At 40.4% G+C, this 16,674-nt stretch carries 15 protein-coding genes; 3 read left to right on the top strand and 12 right to left on the bottom strand.

The features are described 5' to 3' along the window. Window positions 1–122 precede the first annotated feature (122 nt). From nt5e to HMPREF2619_RS01825, 6 genes are all read right to left on the bottom strand, one after another. Window positions 123–2,345: a cell surface ecto-5'-nucleotidase Nt5e gene (nt5e, locus tag HMPREF2619_RS01850; protein ID WP_083279566.1), complete on the bottom strand. Its 2,223-nt coding sequence runs from the start codon at window positions 2,343–2,345 to the stop codon at window positions 123–125. Window positions 2,346–2,486: 141 nt separating this feature from the next. Further along, window positions 2,487–3,755 (bottom strand): D-alanyl-lipoteichoic acid biosynthesis protein DltD, encoded by a 1,269-nt coding sequence (dltD, locus tag HMPREF2619_RS01845; protein ID WP_070458635.1) that lies wholly within the window; start codon window positions 3,753–3,755, stop codon window positions 2,487–2,489. Beyond that, window positions 3,748–3,987 (bottom strand): D-alanine--poly(phosphoribitol) ligase subunit DltC, encoded by a 240-nt coding sequence (dltC, locus tag HMPREF2619_RS01840; RefSeq protein WP_036757952.1) that lies wholly within the window; start codon window positions 3,985–3,987, stop codon window positions 3,748–3,750. Before dltC ends, dltD begins: the two co-directional genes overlap by 8 nt. Window positions 3,988–4,000: 13 nt before the next feature. Next, complete coding sequence (dltB, locus tag HMPREF2619_RS01835; protein ID WP_070458632.1) at window positions 4,001–5,245, bottom strand: D-alanyl-lipoteichoic acid biosynthesis protein DltB; 1,245 nt, start codon at window positions 5,243–5,245, stop codon at window positions 4,001–4,003. Further along, a complete protein-coding gene (gene dltA / locus HMPREF2619_RS01830; protein ID WP_070458629.1) occupies window positions 5,242–6,792 on the bottom strand; it encodes a D-alanine--poly(phosphoribitol) ligase subunit DltA in 1,551 nt (516 codons plus the stop codon). Before dltA ends, dltB begins: the two co-directional genes overlap by 4 nt. A 20-nt stretch (window positions 6,793–6,812) precedes the next feature. Beyond that, entirely contained in the window at window positions 6,813–6,944 is a 132-nt protein-coding gene (locus HMPREF2619_RS01825) for a teichoic acid D-Ala incorporation-associated protein DltX (protein WP_000358457.1), read from the bottom strand. A 238-nt stretch (window positions 6,945–7,182) separates the two neighbouring features. Here HMPREF2619_RS01825 and hslO point away from each other — a divergent pair, with 238 nt between their 5' ends. Both hslO and dusB read left to right on the top strand, forming a co-directional pair. Next, window positions 7,183–8,055: an Hsp33 family molecular chaperone HslO gene (gene hslO / locus HMPREF2619_RS01820; RefSeq protein WP_070458627.1), complete on the top strand. Its 873-nt coding sequence runs from the start codon at window positions 7,183–7,185 to the stop codon at window positions 8,053–8,055. Next, window positions 8,042–9,022, top strand: a complete 981-nt coding sequence (dusB, locus tag HMPREF2619_RS01815; protein WP_070458623.1) for a tRNA dihydrouridine synthase DusB — start codon at window positions 8,042–8,044, stop codon at window positions 9,020–9,022. The genes hslO and dusB overlap by 14 nt, the downstream gene beginning before the upstream one ends. A 43-nt stretch (window positions 9,023–9,065) precedes the next feature. On the opposite strand, the gene HMPREF2619_RS01810 is transcribed toward dusB, so the two are convergent. Both HMPREF2619_RS01810 and HMPREF2619_RS01805 read right to left on the bottom strand, forming a co-directional pair. Next, the gene (locus HMPREF2619_RS01810; RefSeq protein ID WP_070458620.1) at window positions 9,066–9,752 is read right to left on the bottom strand and encodes a YoaK family protein; all 687 of its coding nucleotides are present in this window, start codon (window positions 9,750–9,752) and stop codon (window positions 9,066–9,068) included. A gap of 212 nt (window positions 9,753–9,964) precedes the next feature. Then, entirely contained in the window at window positions 9,965–10,657 is a 693-nt protein-coding gene (locus HMPREF2619_RS01805) for a hypothetical protein (RefSeq protein ID WP_070458616.1), read from the bottom strand. Window positions 10,658–10,939: 282 nt separating this feature from the next. Between HMPREF2619_RS01805 and HMPREF2619_RS01800 the strand changes: the two genes are divergently transcribed. Next, complete coding sequence (locus tag HMPREF2619_RS01800; protein ID WP_070458613.1) at window positions 10,940–11,170, top strand: hypothetical protein; 231 nt, start codon at window positions 10,940–10,942, stop codon at window positions 11,168–11,170. 198 nt (window positions 11,171–11,368) lie between these two features. Here HMPREF2619_RS01800 and HMPREF2619_RS01795 read toward each other — a convergent pair whose 3' ends face one another. From HMPREF2619_RS01795 to HMPREF2619_RS01780, 4 genes are all read right to left on the bottom strand, one after another. Continuing rightward, on the bottom strand, window positions 11,369–12,142 hold the full coding sequence (locus HMPREF2619_RS01795) for an NUDIX domain-containing protein (RefSeq protein ID WP_070458609.1): 774 nt from the start codon (window positions 12,140–12,142) through the stop codon (window positions 11,369–11,371). Window position 12,143: 1 nt separating this feature from the next. Continuing rightward, window positions 12,144–12,920 carry a nicotinamide riboside transporter PnuC gene (gene pnuC / locus HMPREF2619_RS01790; RefSeq protein WP_070458607.1) on the bottom strand — a complete coding sequence of 259 codons (777 nt, stop codon included), beginning with the start codon at window positions 12,918–12,920 and terminating at the stop codon, window positions 12,144–12,146. Window positions 12,921–12,929: 9 nt separating this feature from the next. Then, window positions 12,930–13,988: an AAA family ATPase gene (locus tag HMPREF2619_RS01785; RefSeq protein WP_000748153.1), complete on the bottom strand. Its 1,059-nt coding sequence runs from the start codon at window positions 13,986–13,988 to the stop codon at window positions 12,930–12,932. 248 nt (window positions 13,989–14,236) lie between these two features. Continuing rightward, window positions 14,237–16,669 (bottom strand): ATP-dependent Clp protease ATP-binding subunit, encoded by a 2,433-nt coding sequence (locus HMPREF2619_RS01780; protein ID WP_070458605.1) that lies wholly within the window; start codon window positions 16,667–16,669, stop codon window positions 14,237–14,239. Window positions 16,670–16,674: the final 5 nt, after the last annotated feature.

The raw sequence follows: 16,674 nt of genomic DNA, 5'->3' as shown, positions 1-16,674 counted from the left end.
CTAGTTTGCTCTTTGATTTTTATTGAGTATCACACCATTCCTTTACTAGTTAAGTATATCACATCCAAGTAAGGAGTCAAGAAAAAAGATGAAAACACCTGAGATGTTTTCATCCTTTAGAATTATTTTTCTTGTTTGCGGCTAGTCCAGAGGGCTGTCGCTCCAAGAATCATACCCAATAGCATCATGAAAATAGATTGTTCACTACCTGTATTAGGAAGTAATTTTTCTGATACGACTGTCTTGTTGGCAAATTTATCTGCAACCTTATAATCAACTTTTACAGTAGATGTTTGGGCAGGAGTTGTTCCTTGAGTTTTTCCTGATGGAGTTGTTTTTGTTGCTGAGTCCTTCTCAGTTTTAGCTGGAGTTGTCTCTTGAGTTTTTCCTGGCTTAGTTGCATCATTTCCTGATTTAGCCGGAGTTGTTCCCTGATTTTTTCCTGGCTGAGTAGGAATTATTGCTTGATCTTTTTCTGGTTTAGCCGGATCTGTTGCTGAATCTTTTCCTGGTTTAGCTGGATCTTGCTCTTTACCTTGATCTTCTGGCAGTTTAAATGTTTTTGAATCCACAGAAATCGTGCGTGAATTTGGATTTACATTTTCATACTGAGTCAAATCAGCTGTTTTAAGGTAATCTTCAAAGGCAGCATCCATTGAAGGGCCTTCTTCTCTGGCACCACCAAGCATGGTGTAACCGTCACCACCTGCTGCAAGGAAGTCATTGGTTTCTAGGTAGTAAACTTTTTCCAAATCTAGTTTTTCATAAATACCAGTCGCACGATTCTTAACTTGAATAGCCAAGACACGTTTGCCTGCAGCTAGGTTTGTATCGTAATAGACCTTGGCTCCTGAAATCTGTAAGAATCCACCACTTGGTTCTAGCAATGGTTGACCATTTTCATCCAAGACAGTTTTTCCTGCCTTATCAACCTGCAAAATAGATCCGAGTGATTTTTCAAACATGTCAAAAACTTGCTGACCAGTTACTTGAATTTGTGAGATTGTGTTTCCAAATGGTAAAACCGCAATGACATTTCCTTTTGTAATTGGTTTACCCTTGGCAATCGTTTCACGCAAGCCACCACCATTTGTCACAGCGATATCTGTTGGATGACTAAACCCTGTTTGACCATACTGGTAGAGAGAATCTGCTACGACATTCCCAAGGTTGGTTTCACGGACACGAACATTTTCACGGTCACCATTCAACTCAACTGGACTATTTGAAACAACTTCTATAGCATTTTCAGCGTCATACTTTTGTTTGATATCCTTGACAAGTTTTTCAATTTTTGGATTAGCTTCCAATTTCTTAGCATCTGCAGCCGCAATGAGTGAAGGATTCCCCAATAATTGTCGAGATTTATATGTGATTTTACCAACGTTATGAAGATAACTTCCTGTCTGGTTGTAAGTCACATTGTCACCATAAGTAGTCGATTCTACTGTATGAGAGTGACCGTCAATCACTGTAACACGCTTACCTTTCAAAAGAGGATTTTTCGAAAGTGCTTCTGCAAGTGTTGAACCACGCCATTCTACAGGTGTTGTTGTATCAACTCCCAAGTGAGCGAGAACAACATAATGTTTGTAGTCTTTGCCTTCTGCCAAGGCTTTAGCTTGAATTTCTTCGATAACCTTGTTAACCTCTGCAATAGGCTCTGTAAAGGTTACACCTGTAACATTCTTAGGGTGGGTCTTGGTAGCTGTTTCAGGCGTTGTCACACCGATGACGACAAATTCATCACCTTCAACATCCTTATTCTTATCAACAATTGTTGCTGCTTCAAATAAACGAGCACCATTCACATAAGTATTTGAGCTGAGCAATGGGAAGTTCAAGATTTCTTTGTATTTTTTAGCTTCGTCAAGTCCAAAGTCAAACTCATGATTTCCTACAGCCATAGCATCGTAGCCCATCTCATTTAAGATTTTGGCACGTGCTTCACCCTTTGTAGAGTTTGAAATTGGCAGACCTTGGAAGGCATCCCCTGCATCCACCACTAGAGTCGTTTGATTGCCCTTTTCGCGCTCCTTCTCAATAACTGTCGCGAGCTTGGCATCTCCAATTACTCCTTTTTCTTCTACGATACGACCATGCACGTCATTAGTATGCAAGATAACAGTATCTGCTTCTTCTTTTTGAGGTGCAACCTCTTCAGCTGGTGTTGCCGTACTTGTAACAACCTCAGGAGTCGCTGCTACTGCTGGTGCTTCTGCAGTGCTCACAACTTCTGTAGCTTCTGAAGTACTAGTACTTTCTTCAGCATAGACTTGTCCAGCTAAAAAGGCTGGAGCTAATAGGGCTGTCGATAGGACAGGCAACAAAAAACGTTTATTCATATTGAAATCCCTTTCTCTTCGTTCTTTTACCATTATACGCTATTTAGCATGATTTTAAAACTTTTAACCTTTTTGAAGGTAACCTATCCGACATTTCATAAAAAAAGTCTGAACAAAAAGCTCAAACTCTTTTCTATATTATTATTGAAAATCTTTGATGTTACCATCGTAATCCGCCCAATCTTGGCTAAAGAAACGATCATTCATTTGGTAATTAGGTGCTGTTGTTGGATTGCTCAAAAAAGGATTTACAACCTTATCAAACGCCAACCAGCCTAACCAACCAATATGAATCGTGTCCTTAACAAAGTATGGATCTCCACCGTTTTTGGAAAAGTCAGCGATATTGGTGAAGCCTTGACTCTCCAACTGGTAACGAATTTTTTCAACTGTGTGTTGATACATCTCCTCACTTAGCCCGGTATAATCCATCCATTTTTTATTGACAGGTTGAAAGACAAAGAGTACATTGACCTTAGATTTGGCAAATTGATCGAGCACTAACTGCAAATCATTGTACTCAGGTGATTTGAGAAAGTTAAAATTCTTTTGAGACCCTTCCCATTTTTTCCAATCTTTCTTTAACTTAGTATTGTAAAAATGATTATCTACTCCCAAATCATTATTGGTTGTATTTTCTTCACCCTCTTTTCGAGCGATAGCTTCCAATTCTTCATAAGAAAATTGTTCTGGGAGGCTACCCAAATATTTCTCAACGTGATCTTTGTACCTTAATCGTCCACGAATGGAGAATTGTCCAAAAATAGCTGACTGTTTCTCATTTAATTGCGACGAAATATTAATCATACTTTGGTCGAACTCTGATAATTTTTCTCCTTTGGCTAATTTCTCAACGATGCTCTTCATAGAAACACCAGGATTTTGCTTTAAGAGTCTATTGGCAGCATACTGAGAGGCTGCATCCCCAGATTGATTTTCCAAGAAGGCAGTCAACTGATCATTATTAAAATAGGTTTGAAAAATAGTCGGGTCATGATCCTCTTTTGTAAACCACTGTGGAGAGATTACAAATACCGCTTGCTTATTTTCAAGCTCGGATGTGATTTGTTGTATCCCAAAATACTGGCTGAGGGTAGCTGCTCCTGCCTGTCCCATAAAGTAAGGACGATAAGAACGGTCATATTTTTCAGCTAGTACTGCTGGATGCATACTATCAAAACGCATCCACTCACTAGATCCAAAAAAAGGCACGAAACGCATATCAGGATCCGTAAGAGCTCTTACTTTTTGGCTTCTTTCCTTAAAGCTTTCTGCACTTATCGAAGCGGCAGAGTATTTTTCCTCCATGAGATTATGACTCGGGCTACTTGGATAGAAACAAATAAGAAGAAAAACCAATAATCCCGCTACAAAGATAGGCCCGAAGATTAACCACAGGCGTTTAAGCATTCTTTAACTCCGCAATTCCTGCTACGATTTTATTAGCTGTATTCCAGTCATCACGACCAAATTCTGTAACTGGGACACGAATATCAAAGCGATTTTCGATTTCCACGATCAACTCAACTGTTCCCATACTATCCAAGACACCTGCATCAAAAAGATCCTCATCCATCATGTCAGAAACATCTTCCATAAACAATTCATCAATAATTTCAATAACTTCTGATTTGATATCCATTTTTTAACTCCTTTTATTTTTTAAACCATAAATCATTCAAAAATCCAGAGAAGATTAAGAATGAAATCATCACGACATGGAAGGTTATAACCATGCCAAGCAACTGAACCCAGCGATTCTCAGGCAAGGGAGCTTGCCCTGCTTTCTTACGTTCTTTATTGAGCGTTTTTTTCTTTCGAACCCAAGCATCATTAATCACTAAACCTAGCCCATGAAAGAGTCCATAGACAATGTAAAACCAAGTTATCCCATGCCAGAACCCCATAAGGAGCATGTTCAGGATATAGGCGACACTTGAAGTCACATTTCGATTCTTAAAAAGCTTCTTTCTCGTCATCACCATGACCATGCGCATAAATACAAAGTCACGAAACCAGAAGGATAAACTCATGTGCCAGCGATTCCAAAACTCTTTCAAATCTCTTGACAAGAAAGGTTTGTTGAAGTTAATCGGACTACGAATTCCCATCAGATTTGAAATAGCTATAGCAAACATAGAGTAACCTGCAAAGTCAAAGAAGAGTTCTAAACCAAATGTGTACATGATGGCCACTACATAATAGTTAAAGACGCCACCTGTTTGTAAAGCTAAATTCTTTAGCGGTGGTAATAAAATCTCGCCTAAAATATGAGCTAGGATAAATTTATACAGAAATCCCCACATGATATACCGAACGGATTCAGCTAGCATATCCATCAACTCATCGCGCTCTGGTATCGTCTGATAATTTTCATTAAAACGTTTGAAACGATCAATAGGACCACTTGAAAATGTCGGCATAAAGAGAAGAAAACGCAAATACTCCCACATCTTCAAATCCTTAATGACTCCATCTCTGAGTTCGATGATAGTACCCACCGAACGAAAGGTCAAATAAGAAATTCCGATAAAACCCAGCAAGGATTGTGTTCCATTAATGGCTGTTTGCGCCTTTACAAATATAATTGGAAGTAAAGATAACAGACTAACGAGATAGAAAATCCATTTGCCATCTCGAATTTTTCGATACTGCTTGTAAAAAAGAACCAACAAGATTTGCCAGATTAGATATATCCCTAAGGCAGCCAATTGATTGGTCTTGCCACCCGTCAACATGGTAACGATAAAGAACAGACTAACCAGTATTTCATACCAAGCAAAGCGTTTTTTGAAAAAAAGACCGATAAAGATTGGCAAGGCAGCAGTAATCACGTACAAAAAGTACTGCGGATTCCCATACGGCTCAATATGAGGCAGCTGTTTCAGGAAATCCATCATCTATTATTCACCTCGTTAATCAATCCTTTGATGTCAATCTTGCCATTTGGAGTCAGTGGCAATTCCTCTCTGTAAAGAAACTTAGATGGCATCATGTAAGACATCATAATATCTTCCAAGTCTTCCTTGATAGCCTTCGTGATATCAATTTCGCGCTCAAATTGTTCTTTGATGCCATCTTTTAAGATAACATAGGCTAAGAGGTTTTGGACCTTGTGATCCTTGTTGTAACGTGGAACTGCAACAGCAGATTCAACGTACTTGGATTTGTTCAAGTTTTGAGAGACATCCTCTAGCTCAATACGGTAGCCGTTAAACTTGATCTGGAAGTCCATCCGTCCACCGTAAAGAAGAAGACCTTCATCTGTCATAGTTCCAACATCTCCAGTGTGGTAGGCTGGCAAACCTTCAAATTCGAAGAAAGCTTCAGCTGTTTTTTCAGGATTATTCATATAGCCTTTTGAAACAGCAGGTCCAGATACGATGATTTCCCCTTGTTCCCCATTTGGTAATTTATTGCCTTCTTCATCAACGATAAAGGTTGGTGAATCAGGTTTGGTGTAACCAATCGGAAGACGTTTCAAGGTTGCCAACATCTCATCTGTAACAGCAACTGCTGACAAAGCCACCGTCGCTTCCGTTGGACCGTAAGCATTGATGATACGCGCATTTGGAAAACGCTCGCGCAATCTTTGAGCAGTTTTAACTGTCAACTCTTCTCCATCAAAGTAGAAATGGGTAAGCCCTGGCATCTTTTCAGCATTGAAATCTTCAGACAGCATTGCCATATCTGCAAAAGATGGCGTTGAAGTCCAGATAGCAATCGGAAGTGAAAAGATGGTCGCAAAGAGTTGCTTAAAGTCTTGAGTAAGGGCTGATGGGAGGGCAAAAAGCGTTCCTCCAAGAGCCAAGGTCGGTGCCCAATACATGACAGACAAGTCAAAGGAATACGGTGGTTGCGCCAACATTTGTGGACGCTCTGGCGTCGCAAATTCCTTGTCCGTAATCATCCAGTTGGTAAAGCTGAGCAAATTAGCATGCGAAATTTGCACCCCTTTTGGTTTTCCAGTTGTCCCTGATGTAAAGATGATGTAGTAGTTATCATCCCCCTTGACCGGATGCTGCAAATCATAAGCTTTTTGAGCTGCATAGGCTTCATGTACCTGCTCCAAGGACATGGTTGGAACAGCTGGGGTTTCGATTGGAAACTCATTGATGGCGATGATTAGGCTTGGCTCAGCTACTTCAACAATCGCAGACACGCGCTCCAAGGCAGAGTGGCTATCAATTGGAATATAGGCATGACCTGACTTAGTCAGAGCTACAAAGGTAGCCAACATTTCATACTCCTGACCACCAAAAACCACCACAGGAGATTTTTCAGGTAATCCTAGCTGATCAATGGTTGCAGCCAAACTATCTGAATCAGCCTTTAAATCACCATAAGTGTGCTCTTGCCCTAAGACATTGTATACTGGAAAGGTAGGTTGAGTTTGGGCGAAATATTCAATCGCTTCAATCATATCTTTTATCGGCTTATTAGACACGATGATTTTTCTCCTTTAAACTAAAATTCATTGTAAATAAAGCTTCCCTGACTTTGTCCTAGGTAACTAAAAAAGTAAAGCAAACCAAGTAGAACAATAAAATACAGGACAGTTTGTCCTAAAAAAACATAGATTGGTTTCTTTTTATCCATAATTAACTTCTTTTTGTAAATTTTCAATAATTTTATGCAAATATACATTTACTATTTTTTCTTGTTCCCATTTTACCACTTTAGTCTCTTTATTTTCAACTGTTTACCATTTTTAAAGAGTACATTTTAGCCTATTTTAGTTTTTTCTTCATAATTTTACTGATATAAATAAATCACTTTAAAACGATAGTAGGCACCCCACTCCCCCTTTGGGCATTTTTATGCTAAAATAGTAGCTATGGATAAAATTATAAAAACAATATCAGAAAGTGGATTTTTTCGTGCTTTTGTTCTAGACAGCACTGAAACCGTCCGCACTGCTCAAGAAAAACATCAAACCCAAGCTAGCTCAACTGTGGCACTCGGCCGTACCCTCATTGCTAGCCAGATTCTCGCAGCCAATGAAAAAGGAAATACCAAACTAACAGTTAAGGTGCTGGGAACTAGCTCTCTAGGGGCCATTATCTCCGTCGCTGATACCAAGGGGAATGTCAAAGGCTACGTTCAAAATCCTGGCGTTGATATCAAAAAAACTGCAACCGGTGAAGTCCTAGTTGGACCTTTTGTTGGTAATGGCCAATTTCTGGTTATCACAGACTACGGTACTGGAAATCCTTACAACTCTATGACTCCCCTCATCTCGGGAGAAATCGGTGAAGATCTAGCTTTCTACCTAACAGAAAGTCAGCAGACCCCTTCTGCAGTCGGCCTCAATGTCCTTTTGGATGAAGACGACAAGGTCAAAGTCGCAGGTGGTTTCCTCGTTCAAGTTTTGCCAGGAGCCAAGGAAGAAGAAATTGCTCGCTTTGAAAAACGTATCCAAGAGATGCCAGCTATTTCGAATCTTCTAGAAAGCGACGACCATATCGAAGCCCTTCTCAAGGCTATCTACGGAGACGAACCATACAAACGTCTGTCTGAAGAAGAAATTCGTTTCCAATGTGACTGTAGCAAAGAACGTTTTATGAAGGCTCTTTCTAGTCTTCCAAGCTCAGACTTGCAGGAAATGAAGGACGAAGACCACGGGGCAGAAATCACTTGTCAATTCTGCCAAACTACTTACAACTTTGATGAAAACGACCTGGAGGAACTCATTCGTGACAAATCTTAATACACCTTTTATGATTGGCAATGTTGAGATTCCCAATCGTACCGTTTTAGCACCCATGGCGGGAGTAACCAACTCTGCCTTCCGTACCATTGCAAAAGAGCTTGGAGCTGGACTCGTTGTCATGGAAATGGTCTCTGACAAGGGAATCCAATACAACAACGAAAAAACTCTTCATATGCTTCATATCGATGAAGGCGAAAACCCAGTCTCTATCCAACTTTTTGGTAGCGATGAAGACAGCCTAGCACGCGCAGCAGAATTCATCCAAGAAAACACCAAGACCGATATCGTTGATATCAACATGGGTTGCCCAGTTAATAAAATCGTAAAAAACGAAGCTGGGGCTATGTGGCTCAAGGACCCAGATAAGATTTACTCTATCATCAACAAGGTCCAATCTGTCCTTGATATCCCCCTCACTGTCAAAATGCGTACGGGCTGGTCTGACCCATCCCTAGCAGTTGAGAATGCCCTAGCTGCCGAAGCTGCAGGTGTCTCTGCCCTCGCTATGCACGGCCGTACACGTGAACAAATGTATACAGGTCATGCAGACCTTGAGACTCTTCATAAGGTTGCACAAGCTCTGACCAAGATTCCATTTATCGCTAACGGAGACATCCGTACGGTTCAAGAAGCTAAACAACGCATCGAGGAAGTCGGTGCCGACGCCGTTATGATTGGACGCGCAGCCATGGGAAATCCTTACCTCTTCAATCAAATCAATCATTACTTTGAAACTGGAGAAATCCTGCCTGATTTAACCTTTGAAGACAAGATGAAAATTGCCTATGAGCACTTAAAACGCTTGATTAACCTCAAGGGAGAAAAGGTTGCGGTCCGTGAATTCCGTGGCCTCGCTCCTCACTATCTCCGTGGAACATCTGGCGCCGCTAAACTCCGTGGAGCTATCTCACAGGCAAGCACACTTGCAGAAATTGAAGCTCTCTTACAGTTAGAAAAAGCATAAACGTATAAAAATTGGCAAATCTCAAATTGAGATTTGCCGTTTTTTATATATTTTCATCTTGCAAATCTAGCTGCTTCACTCTAGCAATATAGTATGCCATAATCAACAACAAATTAAAGCTGACAATCCAAATAGACCATTCATGGAAAAAATGCATAGATACAGCCAAGCTAATGGCCCCCACTACGAAACTACCTACAACAATACCATAGTTCAAGGCTTGACGACGATATTCTTGGATATCTCCTTCTCCTCTAACGATGTGATACAAAGCAGTCAACATTTTTCGGTAATTTCCAGACGTCATAAAAATGACATAGGGATGATCTTCAATCAAACTACCCGTAAATGTTAGCATCATCATTCCAGTTCCAAAAGCAATAAAAGGAACTTCTAATAGAGGAAAGCGGGAAAAGAAGGGCAGAACAAGGGTCCCGATAAATAAGGGAAGCAGCATCTTAACCCGCCAATAGGCTGTTTTGCGATATTCTTTCATGTGTAAGGCAAACAGAAAGCCTAGGGAAAAGAATATAATAGAACAGAATCTCAACATGGTATTGATGACATGTGAATCGTGCCAATCTGATATCAGTAGGAGAATGTTCCCTGTCTGCGTTGCCACCAAACTATGGTACTGGATATGACAGAATACATCCAAAGAACCACCGATAAAGCCAAGGAACACTCCCATGAGTCGTGTGTTTTGAGGTAAAATTAATTTATCTGGCATTGATTCATCACTCATTTCCCTTTGATTTTTTCATTATACCACTTTCTCTGAAAGAAACTAAGTGAAAAACGGTCAGTTCAGGTAGATATGATTATATATACTCCTAAGTTAGTCTCATCTCTGGAGTTCATTTATGACGTCTTATCAACTTCAAATGCTGTAGGTACTCATCAACTGAACTATTTTTAAACAAATTATTTCTGTACTGAAGTCTATGGCTTAATCAAAGTAACACTTGAAACAGTACCATCTGCACCTGTTGTGATTTGGATGACTTTTCCACCACCTACTTCAGCATTGTATTTCCCATCATCAAGGGTATAAGAATAACTTTGGATAGAGTAGTTTTCTTTCTTGCCATCAGCAGATTCTACTGTAAATTGACCACCTGATGAAACAGTGATCATTTCACCATTCGCACCCTTCCAATTTCCAGCCGCAGCCGAAAAATCTTTGTCTACCATAGTCAAGACACCTTTATAACGTTTATTGTGCTCTGCTTGCTTGTCTTGGAGTTTGCGATCAGTTGCTGGATCATAAGCTGACTGATTCGGTTTTGCTTGTGTTCCTTGTTGATTGGATGGGGCTTGAGAAGGGGTTTGCTTAGCAGAAGGTTCTTGGTTTTGTTTTGTTTCTGGTGCTGGTGTTGCTTGCGATTGGTTAGCAGTAGTTGTTGACTGATCAGAAGATGATGATTTAGCTTTTTCTGTTGAAGTTGAACTTGAGGACTTCTGATTCTTGTTCTCTTTACTTGAAGAACTTGCCTTAGAACTAGAAGATGCTTGTGTTGTCTTGCTAGAACTATCACTTGCAGTATTCTCTTTCTTATTGCCACAAGCCCCCAATAGTAATGTTGAAGCGAGTACAGTTGCAGCCATTAATTTGATAGAAGTTTTATTTTTCATTTTATGCTCCTTTTGTAACATTTTTGAAATGTTAAGAAATGTTTTTGTAACATTATTGTAATATTTGTTTTTGAATCTGTCAACTATTTATCTAAAATTTTTTAGAATTATTTTTTAGTACATTTATTTCCTTATCCCTCCTATATCTTTTATTCGTAAAGAATTAAAAAAAACAGGAAATTTTTCCTACTAAAAATACTATATTTTATAAGTGTAATCGCTTGTATTTTTTTCTTGAAGGGCTATAATAAAATTGAGATAGGATATTGGAGGTGTAGGCTTATGTTAAGCAAATATTACAAGTATCTTCCTTGGGTGATTTTAGATGCTTTCGTTTCTTATGGGGCAGCTACTCATTACGCTCAAACAACATTTGATTTGTTCTACCTAACTGCCATTTTCATGATTGTCTATATAGCTTTATTGTATTTACACGAAACCTATTTAAAATATAAATACAAAGATTTATTCATTCGAATCATGAGCAATTCAAAGAAAGATAAACATCCTTAAACAAAAAGAGGTCGGGAAAAATCCCGACCTCACTTTTTTATGAATAATAAACCTTTGACACGATAGCTGAATTGACTTTTGACACAAACTGTATTTTCTCTATTCTCAAGCTCAACCAGCCATCGGATTTGTCGAAACTTCTCAGGACTGAAACTAAGAAATCGAGACTTGGTCTATCGATTTCGGTCTCCAATCTTTTTATTTTAATCGATAGGTTTTTCTTGGTTTCTTTTTAGGCACTCGTTTGAGCCCAACTTCTTCTACATACTCACCGTATTTTACGAGAAAGTTATTGCTGACAATTGGTCGTCCTGGGTTGATGAGATTAACTAATTCGGTTCCTTCATAGACAGTGAACTCTTCCTCCAGCAGATAGAGAAAGGTCGGATTCCAGTCAAGACGCCCTTGGATTCGTTTAATAGACTCTTGGATAATGGCATAATGGTCAAAGGCGAAGGCTTGCTCCCCCAGCTCTAGTCCCTCTAGGAAGCACTTGCCCGTCTGAAAATCAACATCGACAAAAACCACATCCTTGGCATCATCACCAGCTTGAACGAGATCAAGTGCGCGGCTAGGTAGATACACCAAGTGGGCGATAGTAACCGTCCAGCCCCGCGGATCACGACCTGGAGTAGATACTGTCATCAACTGTTCGATTTTTTCCAAAGGAAGGTCAAGGTTAACCTCCTCTCTCACTTCACGCTGACAAGCATGCCTTGCATCTTCGCTCTTATCCATAAAACCACCGACCAAAGCCAAACAGTTTTGATAAGGATGGGCCTTGCGACGAATTAGCAAGAGTTTGATTTTCCCTTCCACAAAGCAATAAGCTACCATATCCACCGTCACGCTCGGTTTTTCATACTGAGGAAGATCCTGTTTGCAGTACCAGTCTAAAAATTCCTTCTCCGTCGCATGAATCTCAAAATATTCTCTCTCTGTCATTCCAGCCGGGATTATCGTTTCAGCCATCTTATCCCTCCTTGACAGCCTTAGTCCATTGGTACCAACCGACTAGACTATTAATGGTGTAGACCCAGTACATCCCTTGGATATGGATGTTTTCACCCCACCAGAGGTAGATACTAAAGAGATTGGTTGCAATCCAGAAAATCCACTGCTCACGGTAAAGACGTGTCATCAAGAGCTGACCAACACCATTGGTCGCATCGGTAACACTGTCACGGAAAGGACGAGCACTACTGATACTTTGGTAGGCTAATCCCATGCCAATCCAGATGAGAGCTGTCAAGGCCAAGTACTTGAGCCAATCAATCAGACCAAGTTTCTTAGCTTCAAAGTGAGACTCCTCTGGTCTTCCTTGCTCATTGATCCGATTAGACAACCAAGTATAGAGACCAATAGGCTGCATGACAAAGAAATAAACTGTTGTCAAAACTTCACCGTAGAAAGTAGCATTCATAGCTAGGACCAAATAGATTGCAGAGTTAATAGCACCAAAAAGGTAGTTACTAGCCCGACCTTCAGCTACCAAGATAACGCAGACAATCCCTGTCCAAGAGGCCAAAAGACCAACCCAATCATGACTTTCCGTGTTTTGTGTAAACTCCAGAATAAGAGGGACACTTGATAAAGCAATCAAATAGAGCCACTGGAAAAGACTGCGTCCCACAAAGAGGTCTTTCCAAAGCAAACTCATTACTCCTGCAAAACCAATTTTACGAGCTTCTGCGTGAACATTTTTAAAGTTTGCGATAAATCGAGTGATTTTTTCAGTTATTTTTTTCATTTTCTTCTCCTAATCTGCTTGGTAAATGGCATCGATAGCTACTTTTGCTGCTTCATAATTTCCTAGATAGTCATCAGCTAGATAAACATGAGGGATAGTAGCCAGATATTGCTCCCTCATCATATCCAAATGCTGAGAAAAACTATGACGGATATGGTCTTCTGCCATGGTCATGTCTCGAAAACCATCATTAACATAAGAGCCAACAGGTTGCACAAAGAGGATTAAATCCCACTTTTCCTTGGCTAAGATGGAAACGAATAGATTATCAAATGTTTCTACGGACAAGTCCCCCTGCTCTTCAGTTTCCATGTAGTAATCGTAGTAGCCCTTGGTTACCAATGAGTTGGTGTCTGCAATGACCAAGCCTCGATTGGCATTGCTATCGATTAACTTGGAAGTTTGGTCATATTGCCCCAATAGAAGGTAATAATAGTCTTTTGGAGTAAGCTCATCATCTCGGACATTATTTTTTATCTGATACTCACGAGCATATTCCAGACTGACTGGCGCATCATAGAAGCGAGCTAAATCCTTGGCTAGAGTTGTTTTACCATTACTAGCACTTCCCATAATCAACACTTTTTTCGTAAACTGACGGCGGAAGGGTTGAGCGATATATTTCCAATATCTACTTGGGTTTTCTCGAATCATGGTAGCCGAAATTCCAAATTTTCTTTCCTGTAGAACAGTCTCAAAACCACGTTCTGACAATTCTTGTTGGTATTCGGACTCTCCTACAAAAAAGATAAGCTCCTCACTAGTCTGGTCATAGGAAATGGCCTGTAACATCTGATCCAACCACTCCTGCCAGCCCATCGGATAGCGTGGAATATTGCTTTCGTCAAGTTTACAAACATAGGTCAACTCATCATCTCGAAAAGCTTCACGAATATAGCGAAATCTCTTTTGTAGTGTAAGTCCCACCTGTTCACCACGATCTCCCTTATAACCTGAAACTACCACCCATACAGCATCGCATTGACGTTTTGCTCTTTGGATTAAATCAATATGCCCTTGATGTAAGGGAGCAAAGGTGCCAAAAACAACCGCTATACTCTTTTTCATATCTGTTTAACCTTTTTATAAACTTTTATATTTTGCATTATACTCTGTCTTGTTCTGTTTGTCAAGACTTTTTTATTATTTTTTATAAAAACATTGCTGCATGATAAGATTTTTTTTACTTGATATGCAAAACCTGATCAGTAGCATTCTGTTTTGAAAGCCTTAAAATAAATGCACACTCCAAGTAGCTATTTGGGCAACAACTTTTCAAAAAAGAGGCTGAAACAATCTGTTCCAACCTCACAATTTTAAACAATTTCAAATTTTAATTGACCAGCTTTGACACCAATTTTCAGAGTCTTGCCAGCTTCCAATTCACCTTTAAGGAGAAGCTCTGCTAGCTTGTCTTCTACTTCCGTTTGCAAAGTTCTACGAAGTGGACGAGCCCCCATCTCTGGATCATAGCCTTGCTGAGCTAGAAGTTTAAGGGCAGATGCTTGGAGTTTCAAGTCAATTCCTTTTTCTGCTAGGCTTGCAATCAATGGTTTGACCATAATCTTAACTACTTCCTGCATATCTTGACTTGACAAGCTATGGAAGACTACCTTCTCATCAATACGGTTGATAAACTCTGGACGATAAGCCTTTTTCAGCTCCTCAAACATACGTTTTTCCATATTTTCTTGGTCAAAACGAATATCCTTAGCTCCAAAACCAACTGTCTTGTCATCACGAAGCGCTGTCGCACCAAGGTTTGAAGTCATGATGATAATGGTATTGGAGAAGTCAACCTTACGACCTTTACTATCTGTCAAGACACCATCATCCAAGACTTGCAAGAGCACGTTAAAGATGTCTGGGTGAGCCTTTTCTACCTCGTCAAAGAGCAAGACTGAGTATGGTTTGTTGCGAACCTTCTCAGTCAACTCCCCGCCTTCTTCATAACCTACATAACCTGGAGGAGCTCCATTGAGACGACTGGCTGCAAATTTCTCCATGTATTCACTCATATCAAAGCGGATAAGAGCAGACTCATCATCAAAGAGAACTTCCGCCAAGGCCTTGGCCAACTCGGTCTTACCAACACCTGTAGGTCCAAGGAACATAAAGGATCCAATTGGACGTTTATGACTACGAATACCAGATTGATTACGGCGAATGGCACGACTGATACTAGATACAGCTTGTTCCTGTCCGATAACACGTTTATGCAGTTCAGCTTCAAGATTGAGATACTTCTTGGCATCTGTTTGAGTCAATTTTTGAACTGGAATACCTGACAAGCGACTCAAGGTGGTCAAAATATCTGATTCTGTCACCAAGTCTTTATAAACAGGTACTTCCTGTTCTTTTGCAATGAGTTGAGCAGCTTGCTTCCATTTACCATCCATCAAAGCCTTATCAGCTGGTGTTAAATCTGACTCATCTTTTTTTGCGTGCTTTGATTTATTTTGGACAGTTGCTGCCGCTTCATCCAAAAGGTCAATCGCTGAGTCTGGCAAGTGACGACTAGTCAAATAGCGATGTGCCATTTTGACAGCTGTTTCTACTGCATCGTCTGTAATTTGGACATGGTGGTGTTTCTCATAAGTTGCTTTCAAGCCCTGCAAAATAGCCATACTATCTGCTAAACTTGGCTCCTCAATCATCACTTTTGCAAAGCGACGTGAAAGCGCCGCGTCTTTTTCGATGTGTTTTTGGTATTCTTCCTGAGTGGTTGCCCCAACAGTTCTCAGAGTTCCACGCGCTAGAGCAGGTTTCAGGATATTGGCCGCATCCAAGGTCGAATCAATCCCACTTCCTGACCCCATAATAGTATGAAGCTCATCGATAAAGAGGATGACCTTTCCATCTTCCTCAATATCTTTGATGATATTGTTCATACGTTCTTCAAAATCACCACGGAAACGAGTTCCCGCAACCACATTCATCAAATCAAGCTCTAGGACACGCATCTTAGCCATTTCATCAGGTACATCCCCGTTGGCAATACGTTGCGCAAGACCAAGTGCTAGAGCTGTTTTACCGACACCTGCATCTCCAACTAGGACTGGATTATTTTTTGTCTTACGGCTCAAGATTTGAATCATACGAGAGATTTCTTGGTCGCGCCCGATGACTGGTTCCAATTTACCCGAACGAGCTTGCTCCGTAAGGTCATGCGTATAATCTTCCAAACCTCCACTTGGTGTCTGAGGCATACCCATCATATTAGCCATGGAATTTTGCTTATCCGCTACCGTACGATGACGCTGGCGAAGGGCCTTCAAATCTTCTCTAGTCCAACCAGCACGCGCTTCAAGACTTCGACGAAGTCCAGCAATCTTGACCTGATCCTTCTGATCTTCGTAAGAAAATCCCGCTTTTTCTAAAATGCGAGTAGCTAAGGCATTGCCATCATGTAAAATAGCATAAAGAACATGCTCTGTTCCCAATACCTTGGCATGTACGACAGATGCAACGTGCTCTGCTTCCAATAACAATACCTTCAACCGGTGTGAAAAAGGCAGCTCCTGATAATGTTCCTTATCGCTATACTTTGTTTCAGTCAGCTCTACAGCAACTTCCTCCAGACGATCAATCTCATATGGAAATTCGTTTAAAGTCGCCCCAGCCACACTGTAACCATGATTGGCCATAGCAATCAATAGGTGCCATGACTCTAGGTATTCTGCCCCAAAATGACTTGCGACCAGAAAGGCACTTTCTATACATTCTCTCAATGCTTTTGAATATTTCATTTAGT

Source organism: Streptococcus sp. HMSC074B11 (assembly GCF_001808705.1).
GTDB lineage: Bacteria > Bacillota > Bacilli > Lactobacillales > Streptococcaceae > Streptococcus.
The sequence above is the reverse complement of the archived record's forward strand: the minus strand, read 5'-3'. Positions and strand labels throughout refer to the sequence as shown.